This is a genomic window from Mesocryomonas lacus (assembly GCF_055730135.2).
Genome location: NZ_JBUZWE020000017.1, coordinates 57914 through 77163, shown reverse-complemented (window position 1 = coordinate 77163; position 19250 = coordinate 57914). Strand labels below are relative to the sequence as shown.

Annotated in this window: 13 protein-coding genes; 10 read left to right on the top strand and 3 right to left on the bottom strand. The window is 67.0% G+C overall.

All coding sequences use genetic code 11. The annotated features are described in order from the left end of the window. The first annotated feature begins 51 nt into the window (after nt 1-51). From ACZLZY_RS22380 to ACZLZY_RS22365, 4 genes are all read left to right on the top strand, one after another. The gene (locus tag ACZLZY_RS22380) at nt 52-1683 is read left to right on the top strand and encodes a sugar ABC transporter ATP-binding protein (protein WP_472936273.1); all 1632 of its coding nucleotides are present in this window, start codon (nt 52-54) and stop codon (nt 1681-1683) included. Beyond that, nucleotides 1680-2660, top strand: coding sequence for an ABC transporter permease (locus ACZLZY_RS22375; protein ID WP_472936272.1), 981 nt, complete (start codon nt 1680-1682; stop codon nt 2658-2660). The genes ACZLZY_RS22380 and ACZLZY_RS22375 overlap by 4 nt, the downstream gene beginning before the upstream one ends. Next, the gene (locus ACZLZY_RS22370) at nt 2657-3643 is read left to right on the top strand and encodes an ABC transporter permease (RefSeq protein WP_472936271.1); all 987 of its coding nucleotides are present in this window, start codon (nt 2657-2659) and stop codon (nt 3641-3643) included. The genes ACZLZY_RS22375 and ACZLZY_RS22370 overlap by 4 nt, the downstream gene beginning before the upstream one ends. 234 nt (nt 3644-3877) lie before the next feature. Next, a complete protein-coding gene (locus ACZLZY_RS22365) occupies nt 3878-8950 on the top strand; it encodes a DUF4011 domain-containing protein (protein WP_472936270.1) in 5073 nt (1690 codons plus the stop codon). 276 nt (nt 8951-9226) lie between these two features. Here ACZLZY_RS22365 and hisD read toward each other — a convergent pair whose 3' ends face one another. Further along, nucleotides 9227-10513: a histidinol dehydrogenase gene (hisD, locus tag ACZLZY_RS22360; protein ID WP_472936269.1), complete on the bottom strand. Its 1287-nt coding sequence runs from the start codon at nt 10511-10513 to the stop codon at nt 9227-9229. Nucleotides 10514-10667: 154 nt separating this feature from the next. On the opposite strand from hisD, the gene ACZLZY_RS22355 reads away from it, so the two are divergent. The 5 genes from ACZLZY_RS22355 to ACZLZY_RS22335 all read left to right on the top strand — a co-directional run bounded on the left by ACZLZY_RS22355 (nt 10668) and on the right by ACZLZY_RS22335 (nt 15590). Next, nucleotides 10668-11216 (top strand): type II toxin-antitoxin system RelB family anti-toxin, encoded by a 549-nt coding sequence (locus ACZLZY_RS22355; RefSeq protein WP_472936268.1) that lies wholly within the window; start codon nt 10668-10670, stop codon nt 11214-11216. Nucleotides 11217-11389: 173 nt separating this feature from the next. Further along, entirely contained in the window at nt 11390-12439 is a 1050-nt protein-coding gene (locus tag ACZLZY_RS22350) for an ABC transporter substrate-binding protein (RefSeq protein ID WP_472936267.1), read from the top strand. A 97-nt stretch (nt 12440-12536) separates the two neighbouring features. Continuing rightward, on the top strand, nt 12537-13610 hold the full coding sequence (locus ACZLZY_RS22345) for an ABC transporter ATP-binding protein (protein ID WP_472936266.1): 1074 nt from the start codon (nt 12537-12539) through the stop codon (nt 13608-13610). Further along, entirely contained in the window at nt 13607-14788 is a 1182-nt protein-coding gene (locus ACZLZY_RS22340) for an ABC transporter permease (protein WP_472936265.1), read from the top strand. Before ACZLZY_RS22345 ends, ACZLZY_RS22340 begins: the two co-directional genes overlap by 4 nt. A gap of 1 nt (nt 14789) precedes the next feature. Then, nucleotides 14790-15590 carry an ABC transporter permease gene (locus ACZLZY_RS22335; RefSeq protein WP_472936264.1) on the top strand — a complete coding sequence of 267 codons (801 nt, stop codon included), beginning with the start codon at nt 14790-14792 and terminating at the stop codon, nt 15588-15590. A gap of 154 nt (nt 15591-15744) precedes the next feature. On the opposite strand, the gene ACZLZY_RS22330 is transcribed toward ACZLZY_RS22335, so the two are convergent. Continuing rightward, on the bottom strand, nt 15745-17076 hold the full coding sequence (locus ACZLZY_RS22330) for a four-carbon acid sugar kinase family protein (RefSeq protein WP_472936263.1): 1332 nt from the start codon (nt 17074-17076) through the stop codon (nt 15745-15747). A gap of 42 nt (nt 17077-17118) precedes the next feature. Then, a complete protein-coding gene (gene oiaX, locus ACZLZY_RS22325; protein WP_472936262.1) occupies nt 17119-18393 on the bottom strand; it encodes a 3-oxo-isoapionate-4-phosphate decarboxylase OiaX in 1275 nt (424 codons plus the stop codon). Between the two features lie 121 nt (nt 18394-18514). On the opposite strand from oiaX, the gene ACZLZY_RS22320 reads away from it, so the two are divergent. Beyond that, nucleotides 18515-19228, top strand: coding sequence for a transcriptional regulator NanR (locus tag ACZLZY_RS22320; protein ID WP_472936261.1), 714 nt, complete (start codon nt 18515-18517; stop codon nt 19226-19228). Nucleotides 19229-19250: the final 22 nt, after the last annotated feature.

The following is a 19250-nucleotide window of genomic DNA, read 5'->3' as shown; positions in this document are numbered from 1 at the left end:
ATCGAGTGTCAGCCCGGGGACGGTACACGGCCGACCCCGGGTTCTGGATCCATGGCCTTCGTCGGAAAGGGCATCCTGATCGTGAACGAGCTCTCTCCCTCGTCCGGGCATGTGCCCGGGCAGGCGTCCAAACCATCTGTGACGCCGCACCAAGCCGGCTTGGACGGGCGCCCCCAGCCAATCCTCGAGCTTCGCGGTGTTTCCAAGCGATATGGCGGTGTCGCAGCGCTGACGGGTGTCGATTTCGCGGCCTGGCCCGGTACGATCCACGCCGTGCTCGGTGAGAACGGTGCCGGCAAGTCGACCCTCATCAAGATCGCATCGGGCGTCACCGATCCAAGCGACGGTGACGTCTATGTCGATGGCCGCAAGGTCAGTTTCCGCAACCCTGTCCAGGCGATGGCGGCCGGTGTCGTCTGCGTCTTCCAGGAACTGTCGCTGATCCCCGACATGACGGTCGCCGACAATCTGTCTATCGTCGATCCACCCCGCCGCTTCGGCCTGATCGACGGCCGGGCGCAGCGGCGCCGGGCGCGCGCGCTGCTGGCCCTCGTCGGCTGCGAGGACGTGCATCCCAATGAACTCGTGAAGAACCTGCCGCTCTCGCGCCGGCAGATGGTGGAGATCGCCAAGGCGCTCGCCAAGAAGCCGAAGGTGCTGATCCTCGACGAGGCGACCTCGGCTTTGACCGCCGAGGACGTCAAGCGCGTCTACGCGATCATCCGGCGCCTGCGCAGCGAGGGAGTGGCGATCCTCTACGTCTCGCATCGCATGCAGGAGATCGAGGACCTCGCCGATGTCGCCAGCGTCTTTCGCAACGGCCGGCATATCGAGACCTTTCGCAAAGGTGCCCGCTCGGTCGACGATATCGTCCAGATGATGATCGGACGGGATGTAACCCATCCTTATCCCGACAAGCCGGTGCCGGCGCCGGACGCGCCGGTGGCTCTTTCGGCCCGCGACCTGACCTGGGGGCGCGAGCTTCGCGGCATATCGCTGGCGGTGCGAAAAGGCGAGATCGTCGGGCTCGGCGGGCTCGACGGACAAGGGCAGCGCGAACTCCTGCTGGCGCTTTTCGGTGTCCTGAAGAACGTGTCCGGAACGATCGAAGTCGCAGGGCACCCCGTGAAGATCAACGGTCCGCGCGCCGCAATGCGGTGCGACCTGCCGCTCGCGCTGATCCCGGAAGACCGGAAGACCGAGGGCCTGATGCTGCCCATGAGCGTCGAGGACAATATGAGCCTTGCCGCCCTGTCGCGCTTCACGTCGGGCCTGTCGATCGACCGGAGCCGCGAAACGGCCGCCATCGAAGACATGGTGCAGAGCCTGAAGGTGAAGGTCGGGGATCTCTCGGCGCCGGTCTCGAACCTCTCCGGCGGCAACCAGCAGAAGGTGGTCCTTGCCAAATGGCTGATGACCCGCCCGGGCATCATCCTGTTGAACGATCCCACCCGGGGCATCGACGTCGGCACGAAGCAGGAGATCTACCGTCTTCTGCGCGACCTCGCCGGGCAGGGCCTTGCCGTCCTCTATTATTCCACCGACTACGCCGAACTGATCGGCTGCTGCGACCGCGTTCTCGTGATGTATGGTGGCAAGATCGCGCGCGAACTGACCGGCGAGGCGTTGAACGAGACGACGATGATCCAATCGGCCTTCAATGTCGGGGAGCGCGCCGCGTGAGAGATCTCGGCTTCTTCCTCCGCCATCACCGCGGCCTCCTCGGCGCCATCGTGCTCTTTGCCGTGATGTTCTCCATCTATGTCGCCAACCACCCCGTCGGCCTGACGCCGGCGGTGGCGACGACGGCGGCGAACAAGGCGGTGCTGCTGGCGCTGGTGGCGATGGCGCAGACCTTGCCGGTGCTGACGCGTGGTCTCGATCTGTCGGTCGGAATGGTGTTTGTCCTCGCCAACTGCCTCGCCTCGTCCGTCGTCGTCGGCACGCCTGCCGAGGGCGCGCTCGGGATCCTCCTGGTGCTTGGGGTGGGCGCGCTTGCGGGCTTCCTCAACGGGGCGATCGTCGTCTGGGGCCGCTTGCAGCCGATCATCACCACGCTGGCGACGGGCGCGATCTTCTACGGATTTGCCCTCATCCTGCGGCCGGGCCCCGGCGGAGACGTCCAGTCTGATATCGCCGACATGCTGACGGGACAGATGTTCGGGACCGTTCCGGCAGCGCTCGCGGTCCTGCTGGCGGTCGTTCTCTTCGTCTGGGTGCCGTTTCGCCGTTCCGTCCTTGGCCGCGCGGCCTATGCGACGGGCTCGAACGAGCAGGCCGCCTATATGTCGGGCGTGCCGGTCCAGCGGGCGAAGCTTCTCGCCTACACGCTGTCCGGCTTGCTCGCCTCGATCGGCGGGCTGATGCTGACCTTCAATACCTATTCCGGCGAAGCCTCGGCGCCGATTGCCGGCACCTACACGCTGAACTCGATTGCCGCCGTCGTCATTGGCGGAACCTCGCTTTTCGGTGGCTGGGGATCGGCGATCGGCTCGATCTTCGGCGCTTTCGTGCTGCGGACGATCGAGGATCTCCTCTTCGTCTTCGATCTCGATCCGCTGTGGCAGCCGCTGTTCCAGGGCGTCGTTCTCCTGGCCGCGGTTTCGCTCGGCGCCGTCCGCATGCTGCGCATCCGCAACCGGCTGGAAGTCCTGGCGTGACCGATCTCGTCTCCCCTCCCGTCCACCCGGCGCGCGCACGCTTCGGCCTCGATCGCTCGGTCATCATCGCCTTTGGCTGCATCGCCGTGCTTCTGGCCGGCGGCGCGCTCTATTCCCGCGAGTTCCTGTCGCCGGATTATCTGCTTCAGCAGTTGCAGATCAGCGCCTTCCTCGGTGTCATCGCCTCGGGCGCGATGCTGGTGATCCTGATTGGCCACATCGATCTCTCGATCCCCTGGACGGTGACGCTGGGCGCGATGATGGCGACGGCGGTGGCGGGGTGGTACGGCACGCCTGGCGAGGTCTTGGCAATTCCCGCCGGCATCCTTTGCGGGGCGCTGGTCGGCCTCGTGAACGGGCTCGGCGTTGCCTATCTCCGGCTGCCGTCGATGATCTTCACCCTCGGGATGAACGCGGTGGTCCAGGGGCTGATGGTGCTCCACACCGGCGGCTCGGCCCCGCAGGACCATGCGACCGACGCCATGCACTTTCTGGCTGTTGCCCGGCCGATCCTCGGCATTCCCAATGCGCTCTTCATGTGGATCATTGTCGGCGCGGCGGTGATCTTCCTCCTCAACCGGACCGCCTTCGGCCGGCGGATCTATGCGGTCGGCAACCGCGAACAGGCGGCTTATCTTTCCGGCGTCAACACCAATGCCGTCATCATCGGCTGCTTCGTGCTCTCCGGAGCCGCGGCAGCCTTCGCTGGCGTTCTTCTCGCCGGGTATTCGACCAAAGCCTACCAGGCCATGGGCGACAGCTATCTCCTGCCGGCCATCGCGGCGGTCGTGCTCGGCGGCACGAATGTTCTCGGCGGCCGCGGCAACTATCTCGGCACGATCGCCGGTGTCATCCTGATCACCCTTCTGCAGTCGATCCTGGCCGTGATGCAGATGGAGGAAGCGGGACGCCAGATCATCTATGGAACCGTCATCATCGTCATGCTGCTCGCCTACGGACGGGGGGACATCAGCAGGAAATAGATCGGCCCTTGCCGTTGCCCTGTGGGCACGCGCCCGGACTTCGCCCTTGGACCTTTGATCACCGCCGAGCCTTGCCTTCTCCTCCGGATCGGATGGGGCTGCCGCGGGCACCGTGCCGCGGAGGGCGAGGCCTCCTTCGAAGCCATTCCGCTGGACATTGCGATCAGAAACTAAGCTCTGTAACGCAAGGAAGGACGCGATTTGCGTCCTTGGTCTTCGGCAGGTTCTCTACCCATGGTTGATGTCGCCCACACCAGATCCGTCATCGAGGAGATGCGGACGCGTCTGTTGGATCTGTCGGGCAACAACCGCCTTCTCAACTTCAAGGCCAGCGCGACGAACTGCCTGCGGATCGTCGACGAGCTGCCCGACCAATTGTTCGGCGCGCTTCTGGCCGGCAAGAGTTTTACCTTTGCACCCGTCCCGCAACCCAGCGAACGCGAGATCATCCGCTGGCACGAGCAGAGGACGGCCGCGCCGCGCGCCGCTGTTGATCCCGCGACGCTGCAGCCGCCAAAGCCCGAGGAATGGGCTCAGCACGTCGGCATCAATGTCAGTTTCGAGCTGCCGCTGGATCAAGGCGAGCAACTGGAGCGGAACCATTCGGACGCGCAGATCCAGACGCTGCTCTATCCGGCCTCGCTCGAAACGCGGCTGCGCAAGCTGCGCAGCGACGCCTCGACCGCCATCGAGGAAACCGGCACGAACTTTCTGCACCTGGCTTTCGGTTTTCTCGACTGGAAGGACGGGGAGGGTCCCGGCGGGAAGGGCAGTCTCGCGCCGCTGATCCTCGTCCCGGTCGAGATTACGCAGAAGCGTTCGCCCGCCGGCCAACACGTCTACGACCTCTCCTGGTCGGGCGAGGACCTGCAGCCGAACCTGTCGCTTCAGAAGAAGCTGCGGGAGGAGTTCGGCCTCGATCTCAAGGACTTCGAGGAAGGGCTGACGCCGGAGCGCTATTTCCAGTCGGTGCGCGAGTTGATCCGTCCGCGCGAGGGCTGGCTGGTTCGCCGCTTCGCGACGCTCTCGCTGTTCCAGTTCGGCAAGCTCCTGATCTACCGCGATCTCGACCCGCGCTCCTGGCCTGAGGGCGGCGAGCCGGCGCTGCATCCGGTCATTCGCCGCATCACCGCGGGCGCCTCGGGCGGCGGCATCGCCTTCGAGGATCCGAAGCCGGCGGAAGTGAGGACCCTCGACCTCGATCTCGATCTGGTGGAGCGGGCAGACAGCAGCCAGGCCGGCGCGATCCACGCGGCGCTCGGTGGCACCAATCTCGTCATCCAGGGGCCGCCCGGCACGGGCAAGTCGCAGACGATCACCAACCTCATCGCCGGCGCGCTGTCGGCGGGCAAGACGGTCCTCTTCGTATCGGAAAAGCTGGCCGCGCTCGAAGTCGTCCGCAATCGCCTGGATGCGCTGGGGCTCGGCGACTTCGTGCTGGAGCTCCATTCGAACAAGACCCGCAAGACCGCCCTGATCGACGACCTGCGGCACCGGCTGGAAGCCGGTGCTTCCTTTCGCCGGACCTCGGGCTTTGCGTCGACCATCGAAAGCCTCGGGCGCGACCGCGATCGTGCCCAGGCGATTCATGCAGCGCTCGGCCAGACGATCGGCGCCCTCGGCATTCCGGCATCCAGGGCCTTCTTCGAGGCCGGCCGCCTGCGCCGCTCCTTGCCGGATCACCAGAAGATAGGCCTGAAAGTCTCCCTGGAGGAGATCGGGCAGATGACGACGGCCGTGAGGGCGGCCGGCGCGACGTCGCTGGAGAATTTTGTCGGTGTCGCCGGCCCGCTCTTCGATGCCGGAGAGACGCTGGCGCACCACCCCTTCGCCGGCCTTTCCTCGGCGAGGCTTCTGGGAGCGCCGGATCGCGAGGAGGTGCTGGCCATCCTCGGGCAATGGCGGGATGCCCTCGCGCATCTCCTGGGGCAGCTGGCCGATGTCGCCGATCGCTTCGACGTCGCTGTGCCGGCCGACCGCCGAACCGCCGAAGACCTCGCGGCCTTTCATGCCCGGCGCACCTCGGTCGAGGACAGTCTGCAAGCCGTCGACAGCATGGGCGGTCTGCCGGGCCAGGTCGCGGCGATGTTCGATCTGACGCAGGAGCCCGAGCCGCGACAGGTCGCCCTGGCGGCGACGATCCTCGATCTCATGACGCACCGGCCGCCCGACCTTCATCGCTTCGCCGTCGGCCTTCTCTCCGACCGCGGCGATGAGAGCCGGCGCCTCGAGCTCGCGGCCTCCCTCTCGGCCGTGGCCGAGATCCGGACGGCTCTCAGCCGGGACCTCGACGTGGACGCCGCTCTAGCAACGCGGCAAGGGCATCTCGAAGAGATCGCCGAAACCCTTTCGAAGGGCGGTTTCTTCGGCTGGCTAAAGCCCCGTTGGCGCGCGGCGCGTCAGGAGGCCTTGGCGCTCGGCGCGTCGAAGAGCGCGCTCAGTCAGATGCCCGAGCGCTTGCGGCGGGCCGCGCGCCTGCAGGTGGACGAGCAGAAGCTGCTGGCCAACGAGGATCTCCTGAAACTCGCCGGCCCTTCCTCGGCATCCGACATCGAGGCTGCCCGGCGCGCGCTCGACCAGCTCGGCAGCGGCCGGGCCTACGCCGAAAAGGTCGAATCCGTGTTCGGGCGGGGATTGTCGAAAGATGCCCGTCTTACCCGTGCGATCCTCAGCATGTCCGCCAGCGACGCCGCCGACCTCGCCTCGGCTGCCCGCACAAGCGAAGGCGAAGCACTGCAGACGGTGCGCGAGCGGTTGGTTCACCTGCTGCAGCAAGCCAGTGTCCCCCGTTCCATGTCGACCCGCGAGGCGATCCTCGGCGATCTCGGCGCCGGAAAGGCGGCCAAGGCGGTCGCCGCAATGACCGCTGAAGAGCGCGATGGCTTCTTCACCGCACTGAACGACATCGTCCTTGCGCTCACGGCGGAGCAAGCCGCTGCAGAGGCCTTTTCCGCCCGCACGGGGCTCGACCCCGCCTTCTGGCCGACCGGCAGCGATGACCTTCGAGCGTTGTTGCAGCGCGCGTCTCGCGCCGTTGACGCGCCCCACCGGCTGACGGAATGGCTGGAGATCGACAGGCAGTTGCGCCGCATCGACATGCCGCTGGCGCAGGCGATCCTCCAGGCCATCCTCTCCGGCCGGATCGATTCCCGGTCTGCCCGCGACCATTTCGACTTTGCGATCATGGACGGTCTCGCCCGGCTCGCTATCGCCAAGACGCCGCTGCTGCAGGAACTCGGCCAGTCCGAGATCAACGATGCCCGCCGCCGCTACGCCGAGCAGGACGAGCGCGCCATGGATCTGCGGGCGATCGAGATCGCTGCCAAACTCGCCAAGCGGCCACTGCCGGAAGGCCAGAGCGGCGCGCGCGTCTCCGACCTGACGGAGCTCCAACTCCTGAAGCGCGAAATGGCCAAGAAGACCAAGCATGTCCCGATCCGCCAGCTGGTGCACCGGGCCGGCGCCGCTCTCCAGGCCTTGAAGCCGTGCTTCATGATGGGCCCTCTGTCCGTTGCGCAATACCTGAAGCCAGGCGGGCTTCGCTTCGACCTCGTCATCTTCGACGAAGCCTCCCAGGTTCGCCCCGAGGAAGCGTTAGGTGCCTTGGCGCGCGGCGATCAGGCGGTCATCGTCGGCGACTCCAAGCAGCTGCCGCCGACCGACTTCTTCCAGCGGACAGGGGATGGCGGTCACGACGGCGCCATTGCCGCCGGGGCGGAGTCGATTCTGGAAATTGCCGAGATGCGCATGCCGACGCGCTCGCTGCGCTGGCACTACCGATCGCAGCATCCCGATCTCATCGCCTTCTCGAACCATGAGTTCTACAACGGCGACCTCGTCCTTTACCCCAGCCCGACGCAGAAGTCGGACGATCTCGGCATCCGGTTCCAGCATGTTCCCGAGGGAGCCTTTCGCGACGGCACCAACCCCGCCGAAGCGGAAGCGGTCGCCAAGGCGGTGCTGGAGCATCTCGAGCGCTACCCCGGCGACTCGCTCGGCGTCGTCGCCATGAACGTCAAGCAGCGCGACCTCATCCTTGAAACGCTCGAACGCCTCTATGCCAGCGGGCGCGGCGGCATCGATGCGGTCGAGGCTCTGGAGAGCCTGCAGGAGCGGTTCTTCGTCAAGAACCTCGAAAACGTGCAAGGCGATGAGCGCGACGGCATCATCATCTCGATGACCTACGGCCCGCCGGCACCCGGCGAGCGTGTCACGCAGGCTTTCGGCCCGATCACCAACGAGAATGGCTGGCGCCGCCTGAACGTCCTCTTCTCGCGCGCCAAGAAGCGGATGCACATCGTCTCGTCGATGCGGGAGGCGGATGTGACGCCCGGCGAGGCCGCGAGGAGGGGCCCCCGCGCCCTCAAGAGCTTCCTCCACTTCGCCGAAACCGGCCGGCTGGACCGCACGAAGGCCTCGCCGGGCCGGGATGGCCGCGATCCCGACAGCGATTTCGAGGTGGCCGTGATGGAAGGTCTTTCCGCGGCAGGCCATGTTTGCGTCCCGCAGGTTGGATCGAGCGGCTTCTTCATCGATATCGGCGTGGTCGATCCGGTGGATCCGCAACGGTTCCTTCTCGGCATCGAATGCGACGGCGCGAGCTATCACTCGACGCTTTCGGCCCGAGACCGCGACCGGCTGAGGCAGGAAATCCTGGAAAGCAAAGGATGGACGATCGAGCGGGTCTGGTCGACGGACTGGTTCCGCGACCCCGATCGCGAACTGACGCGCCTCCTCGCCCGCATCGGTGCTATCGAGGAAGCCAGACGCCGCCCGCAGGAGAGGCTTCCGGCCGAGCGCGAGGAGGCCGTGCCTGCTGGCCTATCGCCGTCGGAGACTTCGCAGGGAAGGCTGCCCCTCGCCACCGCTGCTGAACGGCCGCAGACCATCCGCGATGGATCTCACGCGGCGACTGTGCGTGAACTGTCGTCTGCCGCGAAACTGTCCAAACCACCGGGGCAACAGGCCATTCTGTTCGAACCGTCCGCACTGGACTGGGCGAACTCGACCCTTGCGAAATCCTCGACCCCGTCTCTGAAAAGAACGGCCGATGCTTTCCTGTCGCAGGAGGAGGCACGACGGTTGCTCATCGAGCTACGCGAGAAGATTGCCGCCGAAAATCCTGCCTACGAGCGGGCGACCTCCGTCTTGCGAAAGAGCATGATCGGAGAACTGCTGACCAAGAAGCCGCTCGACGAGAGGGAGTTTCGGGATCGCATTCGACCCGATCTGCGAATGGAGACCAAAGGGAGCGAGCTGAAGGAACACGGGGAGGCGATCTTCGAGATTCTCGAACGCGTCCGCTGACCAGCCTGCGGGCGAAACCGGCACGACGCGTTTCAGGATCGATCTCGGCAACCTTGGTTCAATCAGAACCAGGCTGGCACGGCTGGTTCAGCCGGATTGCACCTGCAGGTGCCCAGTGTCCTTGGAAGTCATCGTTGCGGGTAAGCGAACGGCCTACCGATCAGAAGCGTCGCCCATCCGATGGGACAGGCTAAGCTTGCGACTGTTCCCTAGGAGCTGACCTCCTGAGCTGATCGGCCAAACCATTTCGGCGGCGCTCCACCCGCGTCCGCAAGGTCAGCTTGCGGTCTGCTGCCGGGCGGGGCGCAGGGCGGCGGCGCGGCGGTGGCCTTCCAGCCCCTCGCTGGCGCTCTGCCGGACAGCCGCCGGCGCGACGGCCGCAACGCCCGTCGGCTCCAGCCACTGATGCGTGCAGATCTTGACGTAGGAGCCGACCCAGAGCCCGCCGGTGTAGCGGCCGGCGCCCATCGTCGGCAGCGTGTGGTTGGTGCCGCAGCACTTGTCGGAATAGACGACGCTGGCATTTGTGCCGATGAACAGCGAGCCGTAATTGCTGAGCCGCAGGGCGAAGGCGCGCGGGTCGAGCGTGTGCACCTGCAGGTGCTCGGCGGCGATGAAGTCGGAATAGGCGATCATGGCCTCCTCGTCGGCGCAGACCACCACCTCGCCCATGCGTCGCCAGGCCTCGCCGGCGACCGCGGCGGTCGAAAGGTCGAGGAGCTGCCGCTCCACCTCGGCGATCACGGCCTCGCCCAACACCCGCTCCGTGGTGATTAGGCCAACGCGGGTGCGGATGTCGTGCTCGGCCTGGGCGAGAAGGTCGGTCGCGATCATCTCGGCGTCGCCGGTGCCGTCGGCGACGATGTAGATCTCGCTCGGGCCCGCCAGCTGGTCGATGCCGACCGGGCCGAACACCTGTCGCTTGGCCTCGTTGACGAAGGCATTGCCGGGGCCGACGATCTTGTCGACGGCGGGGACGGTCTCGGTGCCATAGGCCATCGCCGCGATCGCCTGCGCGCCGCCGATGCGGAAGATCCGGTCGGCGCCGGCGAGGTGGCAGCCGGCGATCATTGCGGGATGGGCTGACGGCGGCAGGCAGGCGATCACCTCGGCGCAGCCGGCGACCTTGGCCGGCACGATGGTCATCACCGGTGCCGACAGCAGCGGATAGCGCCCGCCCGGCACGTAGCAGCCAATGCTGCGGATCGGGATCACCCGGTGGCCGAGATGCAGGCCCGGCAGCAACTCGACTTCCAGCGGCAGGATCGTCGCGAGTTGCGCTTCGGCAAAGGCGCGGACATTGGCGATGGCGAATTCGGTATCGGCGCGGGTCTGCGGGTCGAGGTCAGCGATCGCCTTCGCCCGCTCCTCCGCCGTCACCTCGAACCGGGTGATGTCGACCTTGTCGAACTCGGCGGCGTAGCGCGTCACGGCGGCATCGCCCTCGGCGCGAACGGCGGCAATGATCCCCTTGACCAGCGCCTCGACGGCCTGGCCGTCGGCCAGCGCAGATTCCGGCGCCTTCAGATGGTGCAGGCGGTCGCCGAAGGTGTCAGTGCGCATATCGCTTCTCTCGCTGTGAACAGGCCCTGAAACTCTCAGAGGACCCGGATCCGCACAAGGACAACGGCCGGCCCGTCTAGTATACTCACCACCACGGGAAAAAACTGCCCAACATTCAGGCAGTCCCTTTTGCGGTGCAACAAAGGAGCAGGCCATGCCGGCGATCGGGGCGGGGATCAGGGAGTTGCGGCGGCGGCGACAATTGTCGACGCGCGAGCTGGCGGTGCGGTCCGGCATCTCGCACTCCACCATCTCGCTCCTCGAACGGGACCGCCTCAGCCCCTCGGTCGACACGCTGAGCGCCATTCTCGACGCGATGGGCTCGACGCTCACCGGCTTCTTCTCGGAAGTCGCCGCCAGCCTCCCGCACTCGCCCTTCTACCGCTTCGAGGACTTCGCCGAGATCGGTCGCAGCGACGGCATCTCCTACCGCATGGTCGGCATGAACCATCCGAACCGGCATCTTCTGATGCTCTACGAGAGCTATGCGCCGGGGGCCGATACCGGCAAGGCCTTCTCGCATACGGCACAGGAAGCGGGCGTGGTGATCCGGGGCGCCGTAGAGGTGACGGTCGGGGCGGAGATGCGCACGCTCGGCGTCGGCGACGCCTACTACTTCGACAGCCAGACACCCCACCAGTTTCGCAATGCCGGGAGCGAGGTGGCGGAGATCATCAGCGCGATCACCCCGCCGACGTACTGAGGGGACGCAACGGTCCACAACCCAAGGGCGCAAAATGCTAGCCTTAAGTGTGATGAGTGTCCGATAAGAGGATAAAGTCGGAGATTATTTTCACCAGAACGCTTTGCGTTCTCCGCAGGGCGGCGCTTTTGTGGTTCAGTCGGTGCATCAGATCAACCGATGGGGGAAGAGCGATGCAGTCGAAGAAGTTTCTGGGTGGGCTCGGCGGCCTGCTGATCGGCAGCGTGCTGGCCTTGGCCCCGGCCTCCGCCAGCGACCTCACCGTCGTCTCCTGGGGCGGCAACTATCAGGACGCGCAACGCGAGATCTTCTTCAAGCCCTTCGCCGAGAAGAGCGGCAAGCCGGTGCTCGACGAATCCTGGGACGGCGGCTACGGCGTCCTCGCCGCCAAGCTGCAGGCCGGCACGCCGAACTGGGATCTCGTCCAGGTCGAGGCCGAGGAGCTGGCGCTCGGCTGCGCCGACGGCATTTACGAGCCGGTCGACTGGGACAAGCTCGGCGGCAAGGACAAGTTCATCGACTCGGCCGTCAGCAAGTGCGGCGTCGGCGCGATCGTCTGGACCACTGGCCTCAGCTACGACGCCGACAAGCTGAAGACGGCCCCGACGAGCTGGGCCGACTTCTTCGACACCACCAAGTTCCCCGGCAAGCGCGGCCTGCGCAAGGGGCCGAAATACGCGCTGGAGTTCGCGTTGATCGCCGACGGCGTCAAGCCGGCCGAGGTCTACGACGTCCTCGCGACCCCGGAAGGCGTCGACCGCGCTTTCGCCAAGCTCGACACCATCAAGAAGGACATCACCTGGTGGGAATCCGGCGCCCAGCCGATCCAGCTCCTCGCCTCGGGCGAAGTCGTGATGACCTCGGCCTATAACGGGCGCCTCGCCGGAATCAACAAGTCGGAGGGCAAGAACTTCCAGATCGTCTGGCCCGGCAGCATCTATGCGGTCGACAGCTGGGTGGTGCTGAAGGGATCGCCGAACAAGGACGCCGCCTTCGACCTCATCGCCTTCACCAGCGCGCCGGAAAACCAGTCGAAGCTGCCGGACTACGTCGCCTATGGCGTGCCCAGCAAGGCGGCCGGTGCTCTGCTGAAGCCCGAGGTTGCCGCGAGCCTGCCGACCGCGCCGGCCAATCTCGACGTCTCGATCCCGCTCGACGGCGACTTCTGGGTCGACAACATCGAGGCGATCACCACCCGCTTCAACGCCTGGGTCGCCCAGTAACCGTAGAGGCCGCGGCACCCTGCTGCGTTCGCATGATCCATCGCCGCCAGCCACCTCTGGCGGCGATGCACCCACGAGAAAGACGGGCGGACCGAGATTGACGCAATCCTTCATTCACTTCCACGAGGTCTCGAAGAGCTACGGCCCGATCCAGGTGATCGAGCAGCTGAACCTGGAGGTGGAGAAGGGTGAGTTCCTGTCGCTGCTCGGTCCCTCCGGCTCGGGCAAGACCACGATCCTGATGATGCTGGCCGGCTTCGAGGCGCCGTCGTCCGGCACGATCTGGCTCGACGGCCAGCGCATCCACGAACTGCCGCCGCACCAGCGCGGCATGGGCGTGGTATTTCAGAACTACGCGCTCTTCCCGCACATGACGGTCGCCGAGAACGTCGCCTTCCCCTTGCAGATGCGCGGCCTGCCGCGTGCCGAAATCGCCCGGCGGGTCGCCAGTGCGCTCGACCGGGTGCAGCTTTCCCATCTCGGCAGCCGCAAGCCGGAGCAGCTTTCCGGCGGCCAGCAGCAGCGCGTCGCGCTCACCCGCGCCTTGGTGTTCGAGCCGAAGGTCGTGCTGATGGACGAGCCGCTCGGTGCGCTCGACAAGCAGCTGCGCGAGCAGATGCAGCTGGAAATCCGCGACCTGCACCGCCGGCTCGGGCTCTCCATCGTCTTCGTCACCCATGACCAGAGCGAGGCGCTGACCATGTCGGACCGCATCGCCATCTTCGACAAGGGCCGCATCGCGCAGATCGGCACGGTCTCCGAAGTCTACGACCGCCCCGCAAGCCAGTTCGTCTCGCAGTTCATCGGCGAGACCAACCTGCTCGCCGGCACCGTTGCCGGACGCAAAGGCGGCGATCTCTCGATCCTGCTCGGAGAGGGGATCAGCGTGACCGCTGCCCCGCCGGTTGCGCCGCCTGCCGAGGCCACGGCCGTCGTGGTCTCGATCCGGCCGGAACGGCTCGCGCTGGGCGAGGCCGCGGGGCTCCACCAGAACCGTCTCACGGCGACGGTCGACGATATCGTCTACCAGGGCGACCATCTGCGCCTGCACCTGTCCTGCGGCGCCCTGAAGCTCGTCGCCCGCTCGGAGCGCGCGGCGGCGGCACCCGCCGTCGGCAGCACCACGGCCGTCGGCTTTGCCGCGGCCGACTGCTCGGTGTTTCCAGGATGAGCCCGGCCGCCACCGGCCGCCTCCGTGCCGCGGCGCTGGTCGCGCCGATGTTCGTGTTTCTCGCTGTGTTCTTCTTCTGGCCGCTGTGGACGATGATCTCGGTCTCCGTGCGCGACGATGCGATCTCCACCGCGCTGCCGCAGACGGCCGCCGCCATCGGCAGCTGGAACGGCGAGGGCGCGCCGGGCAAGGCGATCGAGAAGGCCCTGCTGGCCGATCTGAAGACCAGCGATGCGAGCCGCATCGGCCCCGCGGTGCGGCGGCTGAACAGTGAAGTCGCCGGCTTCCGCTCGCTGATGGGCAAGACCACGAGCGCTGCCGAGGACGCGGCCGATCTGGCGACAGTCGATTTTGCCGCGATCGATCCCCGCTGGGCCGATCCGCGCTTCTGGTCGGCGATCCGCAACGGCACCTCGGCCTATACCGACCGCAACATCCTCGCCGCGCTCGACCTCACCCGGAATGCAGCCGGTGCCGTCGAGTCGATGCCGGCCGGCAGTTCGGCCAACCGGCTGATCATCTTGCGCACCTTCTCGATCGCCGGGCTGATCACGCTCTGCACCCTCGCCATCGGCCTGCCCTATGCGATGCTCGCCGCTGCCACCACGGGCTGGAAGCGGAATGCGCTGCTGCTTGCCGTGCTCCTGCCGCTCTGGACCTCGCTCCTGGTGCGCACGGCCGCCTGGTTCATCCTCCTCCAGGACCAGGGCATCATCAACCGGACGCTGATCGACCTCGGCCTGATCTCCGGCCCGCTGCCGCTGATCTTCAACCGGGCCGGCGTGATCATCGCCATGACGCACGTGCTGCTGCCCTTCATGGTGCTGCCGATCTACAGCGTCATCTCCACCATTCCGCGATCGCTGATGCCGGCGGCGGCCTCGATGGGGGCGAGCCCGCTGCGGGCTTTCTGGCGTATCCTCCTGCCGCTGAGCGTCCCCGGGATCCTCGCGGGCAGCCTCCTCGTCTTCATGGTGGCGCTCGGCTACTACATCACCCCGGCGCTGGTCGGCGGGCCGAACGACCAGATGATCTCCTCGATCATCGCGTTCTATGCGCTGCAGACGGCGAACTGGGGCATGGCCGGGGCGCTCGGCCTGATCCTCCTTGTGGTCACCACCCTCCTCTATCTCATCTACGGACGGCTTTCCCGCTCCGGCGCGCCGACGGGGGCCTGAGATGCTTCGCAGCTTCCAGACCCTCTTCGGCCTCCTCGCGATGGCCTTCCTGTTGTTGCCGCTGGTGGCGATCCTGCCGCTTGCCTTCACCTCCAGCATCTTCCTGAACTACCCGATGCCCTCGGTCTCGCTGCGCTGGTTCGAGGTGCTGGCCAATGCCGACGTCTGGCGGCTGTCGATCTTCAACAGCCTGGTCATCGGCCTGTCGGCGACCCTCCTGTCGGTGGTGCTCGGCACCATGGCGGCGCTCGGCCTGCATGGCGCGAGGCTGCCCTTCCCGGATCTCTTGCGCACCGTCTTCCTGCTTCCGATGGTGGTGCCGGCGGTGGTGCTGGGCGTCGGCCTGCAGATCTCGCTGGTGAAGCTCGGCCTTGCCAACTCCTATCTCGGCGTCATCCTCGCCCACAGCGTCTTGTGCGTGCCCTTCGTCGTGGTCAGCGTGTCGACCGCGCTGCAGGGCATCGACCCCCGCATCGGCAGGGCCGCCGCAAGCCTTGGCGCTTCGCCCCTCACGGTGTTCCGGCGGGTGACGCTGCCGCTCGCCATGCCGGGCATGGTCACCGGCGCGGTGTTTTCCTTCGCGACCTCGCTCGACGAGGTGGTGCTGACGCTGTTCGTCGCCGGTCCCAACCAGCGGACGCTGGCGCGGCAGATGTTCTCCTCGATCCGCGAGAACATCAGCCCGGCGGTGGCCGCCGCCGCGGTGCTCCTGATCGTCGGAACGCTGCTGCTGGCAGGCCTTGCAGCGCTGCTCAACCGCCGCAAGCCGAAGAGTGGCACCGCGACCGCGACGCAGCCCTAGACTGAAGGGGTTTGCACCTGCGGGTGCCTTGGGGCAAGGCGCCAGCCAGTGTCGAGGCTGCCGTTGACCCGCTGATCCGATGTCCGCTGCCGGGAGGGAACGCGTCTGCATATCCCGCGAAGGTCGATAGCCGCCGGGTCACGTGTCGAGCTTGCTAGTGTCCGGCAATGCCGTCGCGGAGGCGGACGAAGTAGTCGTCGTTGCCGACTTGGCCGCCTTTCAGCGCCATCTCCAGGCCGTCGAAGGCCGGCGTGTCGCTGTGCGTCAGCGAGACCGGCGATCCCGGCGTTTCGGCGAGCGGGAAGCGCGGCGTCAGGGCGTAGATGTCGAGCTGCGGCAGCGCATGGCTCGAGGTGTCGCCACCGGCGATGACGGCGCGACGAAGGCCGGTCTCGGCGACGAGGCGTGCCTGAAGGCGGCCGAGGCCGACGCCGATGGCATGGCGTTCCTGCCCGGCAATGGCCGCGCCGAGATCGCTCTCCGGGCCCATGGCGGTGTAGATGATGACCGAGCGTCCTGTCGCGAGCCGCGAGAGGGCATCCTCGGTGAGCGCTGCGATGGCGGCGCTGTCGCCGCCGACGAAGGCGCGCGGGTCGAAGGCGATGGCGTCGAAGTCATGCGCCTCGGCATGGCGGATCTGGCGTTCGGTCGTGGGCGAGCAACTGCCGGAGACGACCGAAAGACGCTCGACCGGCGCCAGCGGTGCAAATGTCCTGGCGGCGCCGATGCGCCCGGCCTTCTTCCACGCATCTGCCAGCGCGTATTCCACGCCGGACGAGCCGACGATGAAGCGCGAGCCGGCGTCCGCGAGGCGCTGCAGCTGCCGGCCGGCAACGGCCTGCGTCGCGGCGTTGAGCACGTCGAGCAGCAGGGCGCCGGGGTTCTCGGCCAGTGCAGCATCGACGGCTGCGTCCGCATCGCCGTCGGCGAGGGCGAGGTGGTCGACGAGGGCGATGGCGAGGTCGGTCTGGTCGGCGAGGTGTCGGCGCAGGTCCGCCTCGTGCATCGGCGTCACCGGGTGCCGGCTCATGACGGGGTGGCGGTCGATGCGGAAGACCTCGCCGCGGAAGGCGGCGAACAGCTCGCCAAAGGCGGTATAGCGCTTCAGCTGCGGCGCGCCGACGACGATCGGCACCGTCTTGCCGCCGAAGGCCGCGCGGCCGAGCTCCATCGCCCGGCCGATATTGCCGATGCCGGGCGCGGAATCGAAGGTCGAGCAGACCTTGTAGTGGCAGAACTCCGCGCCTTGCCGCGCCAGCCAGGCGAAGGTCGGTGCGAGTTTTTCCGCCATCCACTCCGGCGTCTCCGATCGGCTGGTCCCGGCGATGCCGAGCGCCTGGACGTTGGCGAAGCGGGCGCGCTGCACGTCGGTCGGCAGGTCGAGGAACAAGACGGTCTCGACGCCCCGCAGCGACAGGGCCTCCATCACGTCGGTAGAGCCGGTGAGGTCGTCGCCGTAATAGGTTAGAAGCAGGGGAGCGGTCATGTCAGGCCTTGTCAGGGGGGCGGGCAAGCGAAAGCGGTGGTGTCAGGCGGCAGAAGCGTTGCCGCCGAACTTTTTGAGCGAGGCGGCAAGCTCGGGATGGTCGCGGGCATAGACGGCAAGGTCGATGCCGGCCTTGGCGGCCTCCCAGGCCTGGGTGACGGCGCGCACGCCGGCGGCCGGGCCGCCGGGATGGCTGACGACGCCGCCGCCGCAGAGATACATGATGTCCGTCGAGCCATGGGTGACGCGGAAGGTTTCCGGCGCCTGGCCGCCCCACTGGCCGGAGCAGACCACCGGCAGCGGCCGGTCGGCGGGAGTGGCGAGCGGATGCTGCAGCGCCTCGTAGGAGCGGACGAAGGAGGCATCCGGCTCCCAGTACTTCGCCGCGATGCCGTTGATCTGGAACTGGTCGACGCCGAGCAGCCGCCAGATCGTCTCGTAGACCGCAAAGTCGAGCCCGAGCGCCGGGTGGCGCGTCATCGCGTCCCAGCCATTGCGGTGGGCGTGCAGCACCAGCTGCGAGCGCTTTCGCAGGAACAGCATGGCGCCCATGCCGACCGAGTTGATGTTAACCACCGCCGCATTGCCGCCGGCGGCGACGACGAGATCGTGGTTGCGCATCATCTCGTCGGGATCGACGGCGGAGATGCCGAAAGCGATCATCACCTTCTTGCCGGTCTTCTGCTCGTGGTCGAGCACCACCGGCATCACGGCCTTCACCCGGTCCTCCAGCAGCGAGTAGGCCGGGCTCATCAGCTTCTCGTCGTCCTTGACGAAGTCGACGCCGGCGTCCGCCAGCTCGCGGATCATCGCCGCCGACTCTTCGGCCAAGAGGCCGAGCGCCGGCTTGACGATGGTGCCGATGATCGGTCGGTCGCGGGGAACGCCGGTCAGCGCGAAGGAGCCTTCAATGCCGAACTGCGGGCCGGGATAGCGTGCGAGGAAGGCCGGCGGCAGCGTCAGCCCGACGACGCGGAAACCGGTGAATCCCTTGATCGCAGCGGGGCCGCCGATGGCGATGGTCATCAGCGCGGCAAGATCGGTGCCGACGGCGTCGAGCGGATAGGCGATGTCGGCCTCGCCGCGGTTGTAGGGACCGGGCGTCCCGGCAGCATCGCTGCCGAAACCGGCCTCGTCCGTCGTGCCGAGACCGCGAACCGCGACGACCCGCGCGGCGACGCGCGCCTTGAGCTCAGGCGTTTCTCCCGGCAGCGGGACGAAAGTGCCGGTCGACTGGTCGGACGCGATCTTGACGGCGAGCTTTTCGACGCTGCCGGTGGTTTCAATGCGGTAGGTGACGACAATCTCGTCGCGCATTCTAAGTGTCCTCTCGTCGGCGGCGCTCTTGCCTATCGAAGCGTTCTGGTATGATCATTATACCAGAGCGTCCGGAGCTTTGTCGGCTTCTTCAGGCGCCGTTTGTCTTGGAAATCTGGCCATGTCCGTTCCCTCCCATCCCATTGTCCGGCGCAAACTCTCCGATGAGGTCTTTGCGCGGCTGAAGACGATGATCACCACGGGGGAGTTGAAGCCGGGCGATGCCATGCCCTCCGAGCGGGATTTGATGGAGCGGTTCGGCGTCGGCCGGCCGGCGATCCGCGAGGCGATGCAGTCGCTGGCCCAGATCGGCCTTCTCGCGATCTCGCACGGCGAGCGGGCGCGGGTGCTGGCGATGACGCCGCGCTCGCTGTTCGGCCAGGTGGACGCAGCGGCGGAAATCATGCTGCAGACATCGCCGGCGGCGCTGGGGCATCTCAAGGAAGCCCGCATCTTCTTCGAGCGCGGCATCGTCGTGCAGGCCGCGGCGAAGGCTACCGAGGCCGATGTCGATGCGCTCGACGAACTGCTCGACATGCAGCGCGTCGCGCTCGGCAACGCGGAAATCTTCATCGCCGCCGACATGCGCTTCCACCAGCGCATCGCGGCCATCCCCGGCAACCCGATCTTCGAGGCGGTGGCCGAATCCATGCTCGGCTGGCTGAAGCAATACCACACCGAAATGCTGATCTGGACCGGCAAGGAGAACCTGACGCTGGTCGAGCACGAGGAGATCGTCGCGGCCTTGCGCCAGCGCGATCCGGTGGCGGCGGAGGCGGCGATGGTCCGCCATCTCGAGCGCTCGCGGGCCCTCTACGTGCACCAGGACGCCTGAAGCGCGGGACTGGTCGCGACGG

Coding starts and splice junctions, on each gene's coding strand:
- ACZLZY_RS22380 (WP_472936273.1), top strand. CDS start 52: ATGGCCTTCGTCGGAAAGGGCATCCTGATCGTGAACGAGCTCTCTCCC.
- ACZLZY_RS22365 (WP_472936270.1), top strand. CDS start 3,878: ATGGTTGATGTCGCCCACACCAGATCCGTCATCGAGGAGATGCGGACG.
- hisD (WP_472936269.1), bottom strand. CDS start 10,513: ATGCGCACTGACACCTTCGGCGACCGCCTGCACCATCTGAAGGCGCCG.
- ACZLZY_RS22355 (WP_472936268.1), top strand. CDS start 10,668: ATGCCGGCGATCGGGGCGGGGATCAGGGAGTTGCGGCGGCGGCGACAA.
- ACZLZY_RS22350 (WP_472936267.1), top strand. CDS start 11,390: ATGCAGTCGAAGAAGTTTCTGGGTGGGCTCGGCGGCCTGCTGATCGGC.
- ACZLZY_RS22340 (WP_472936265.1), top strand. CDS start 13,607: ATGAGCCCGGCCGCCACCGGCCGCCTCCGTGCCGCGGCGCTGGTCGCG.
- ACZLZY_RS22335 (WP_472936264.1), top strand. CDS start 14,790: ATGCTTCGCAGCTTCCAGACCCTCTTCGGCCTCCTCGCGATGGCCTTC.
- ACZLZY_RS22330 (WP_472936263.1), bottom strand. CDS start 17,076: ATGACCGCTCCCCTGCTTCTAACCTATTACGGCGACGACCTCACCGGC.
- oiaX (WP_472936262.1), bottom strand. CDS start 18,393: ATGCGCGACGAGATTGTCGTCACCTACCGCATTGAAACCACCGGCAGC.
- ACZLZY_RS22320 (WP_472936261.1), top strand. CDS start 18,515: ATGTCCGTTCCCTCCCATCCCATTGTCCGGCGCAAACTCTCCGATGAG.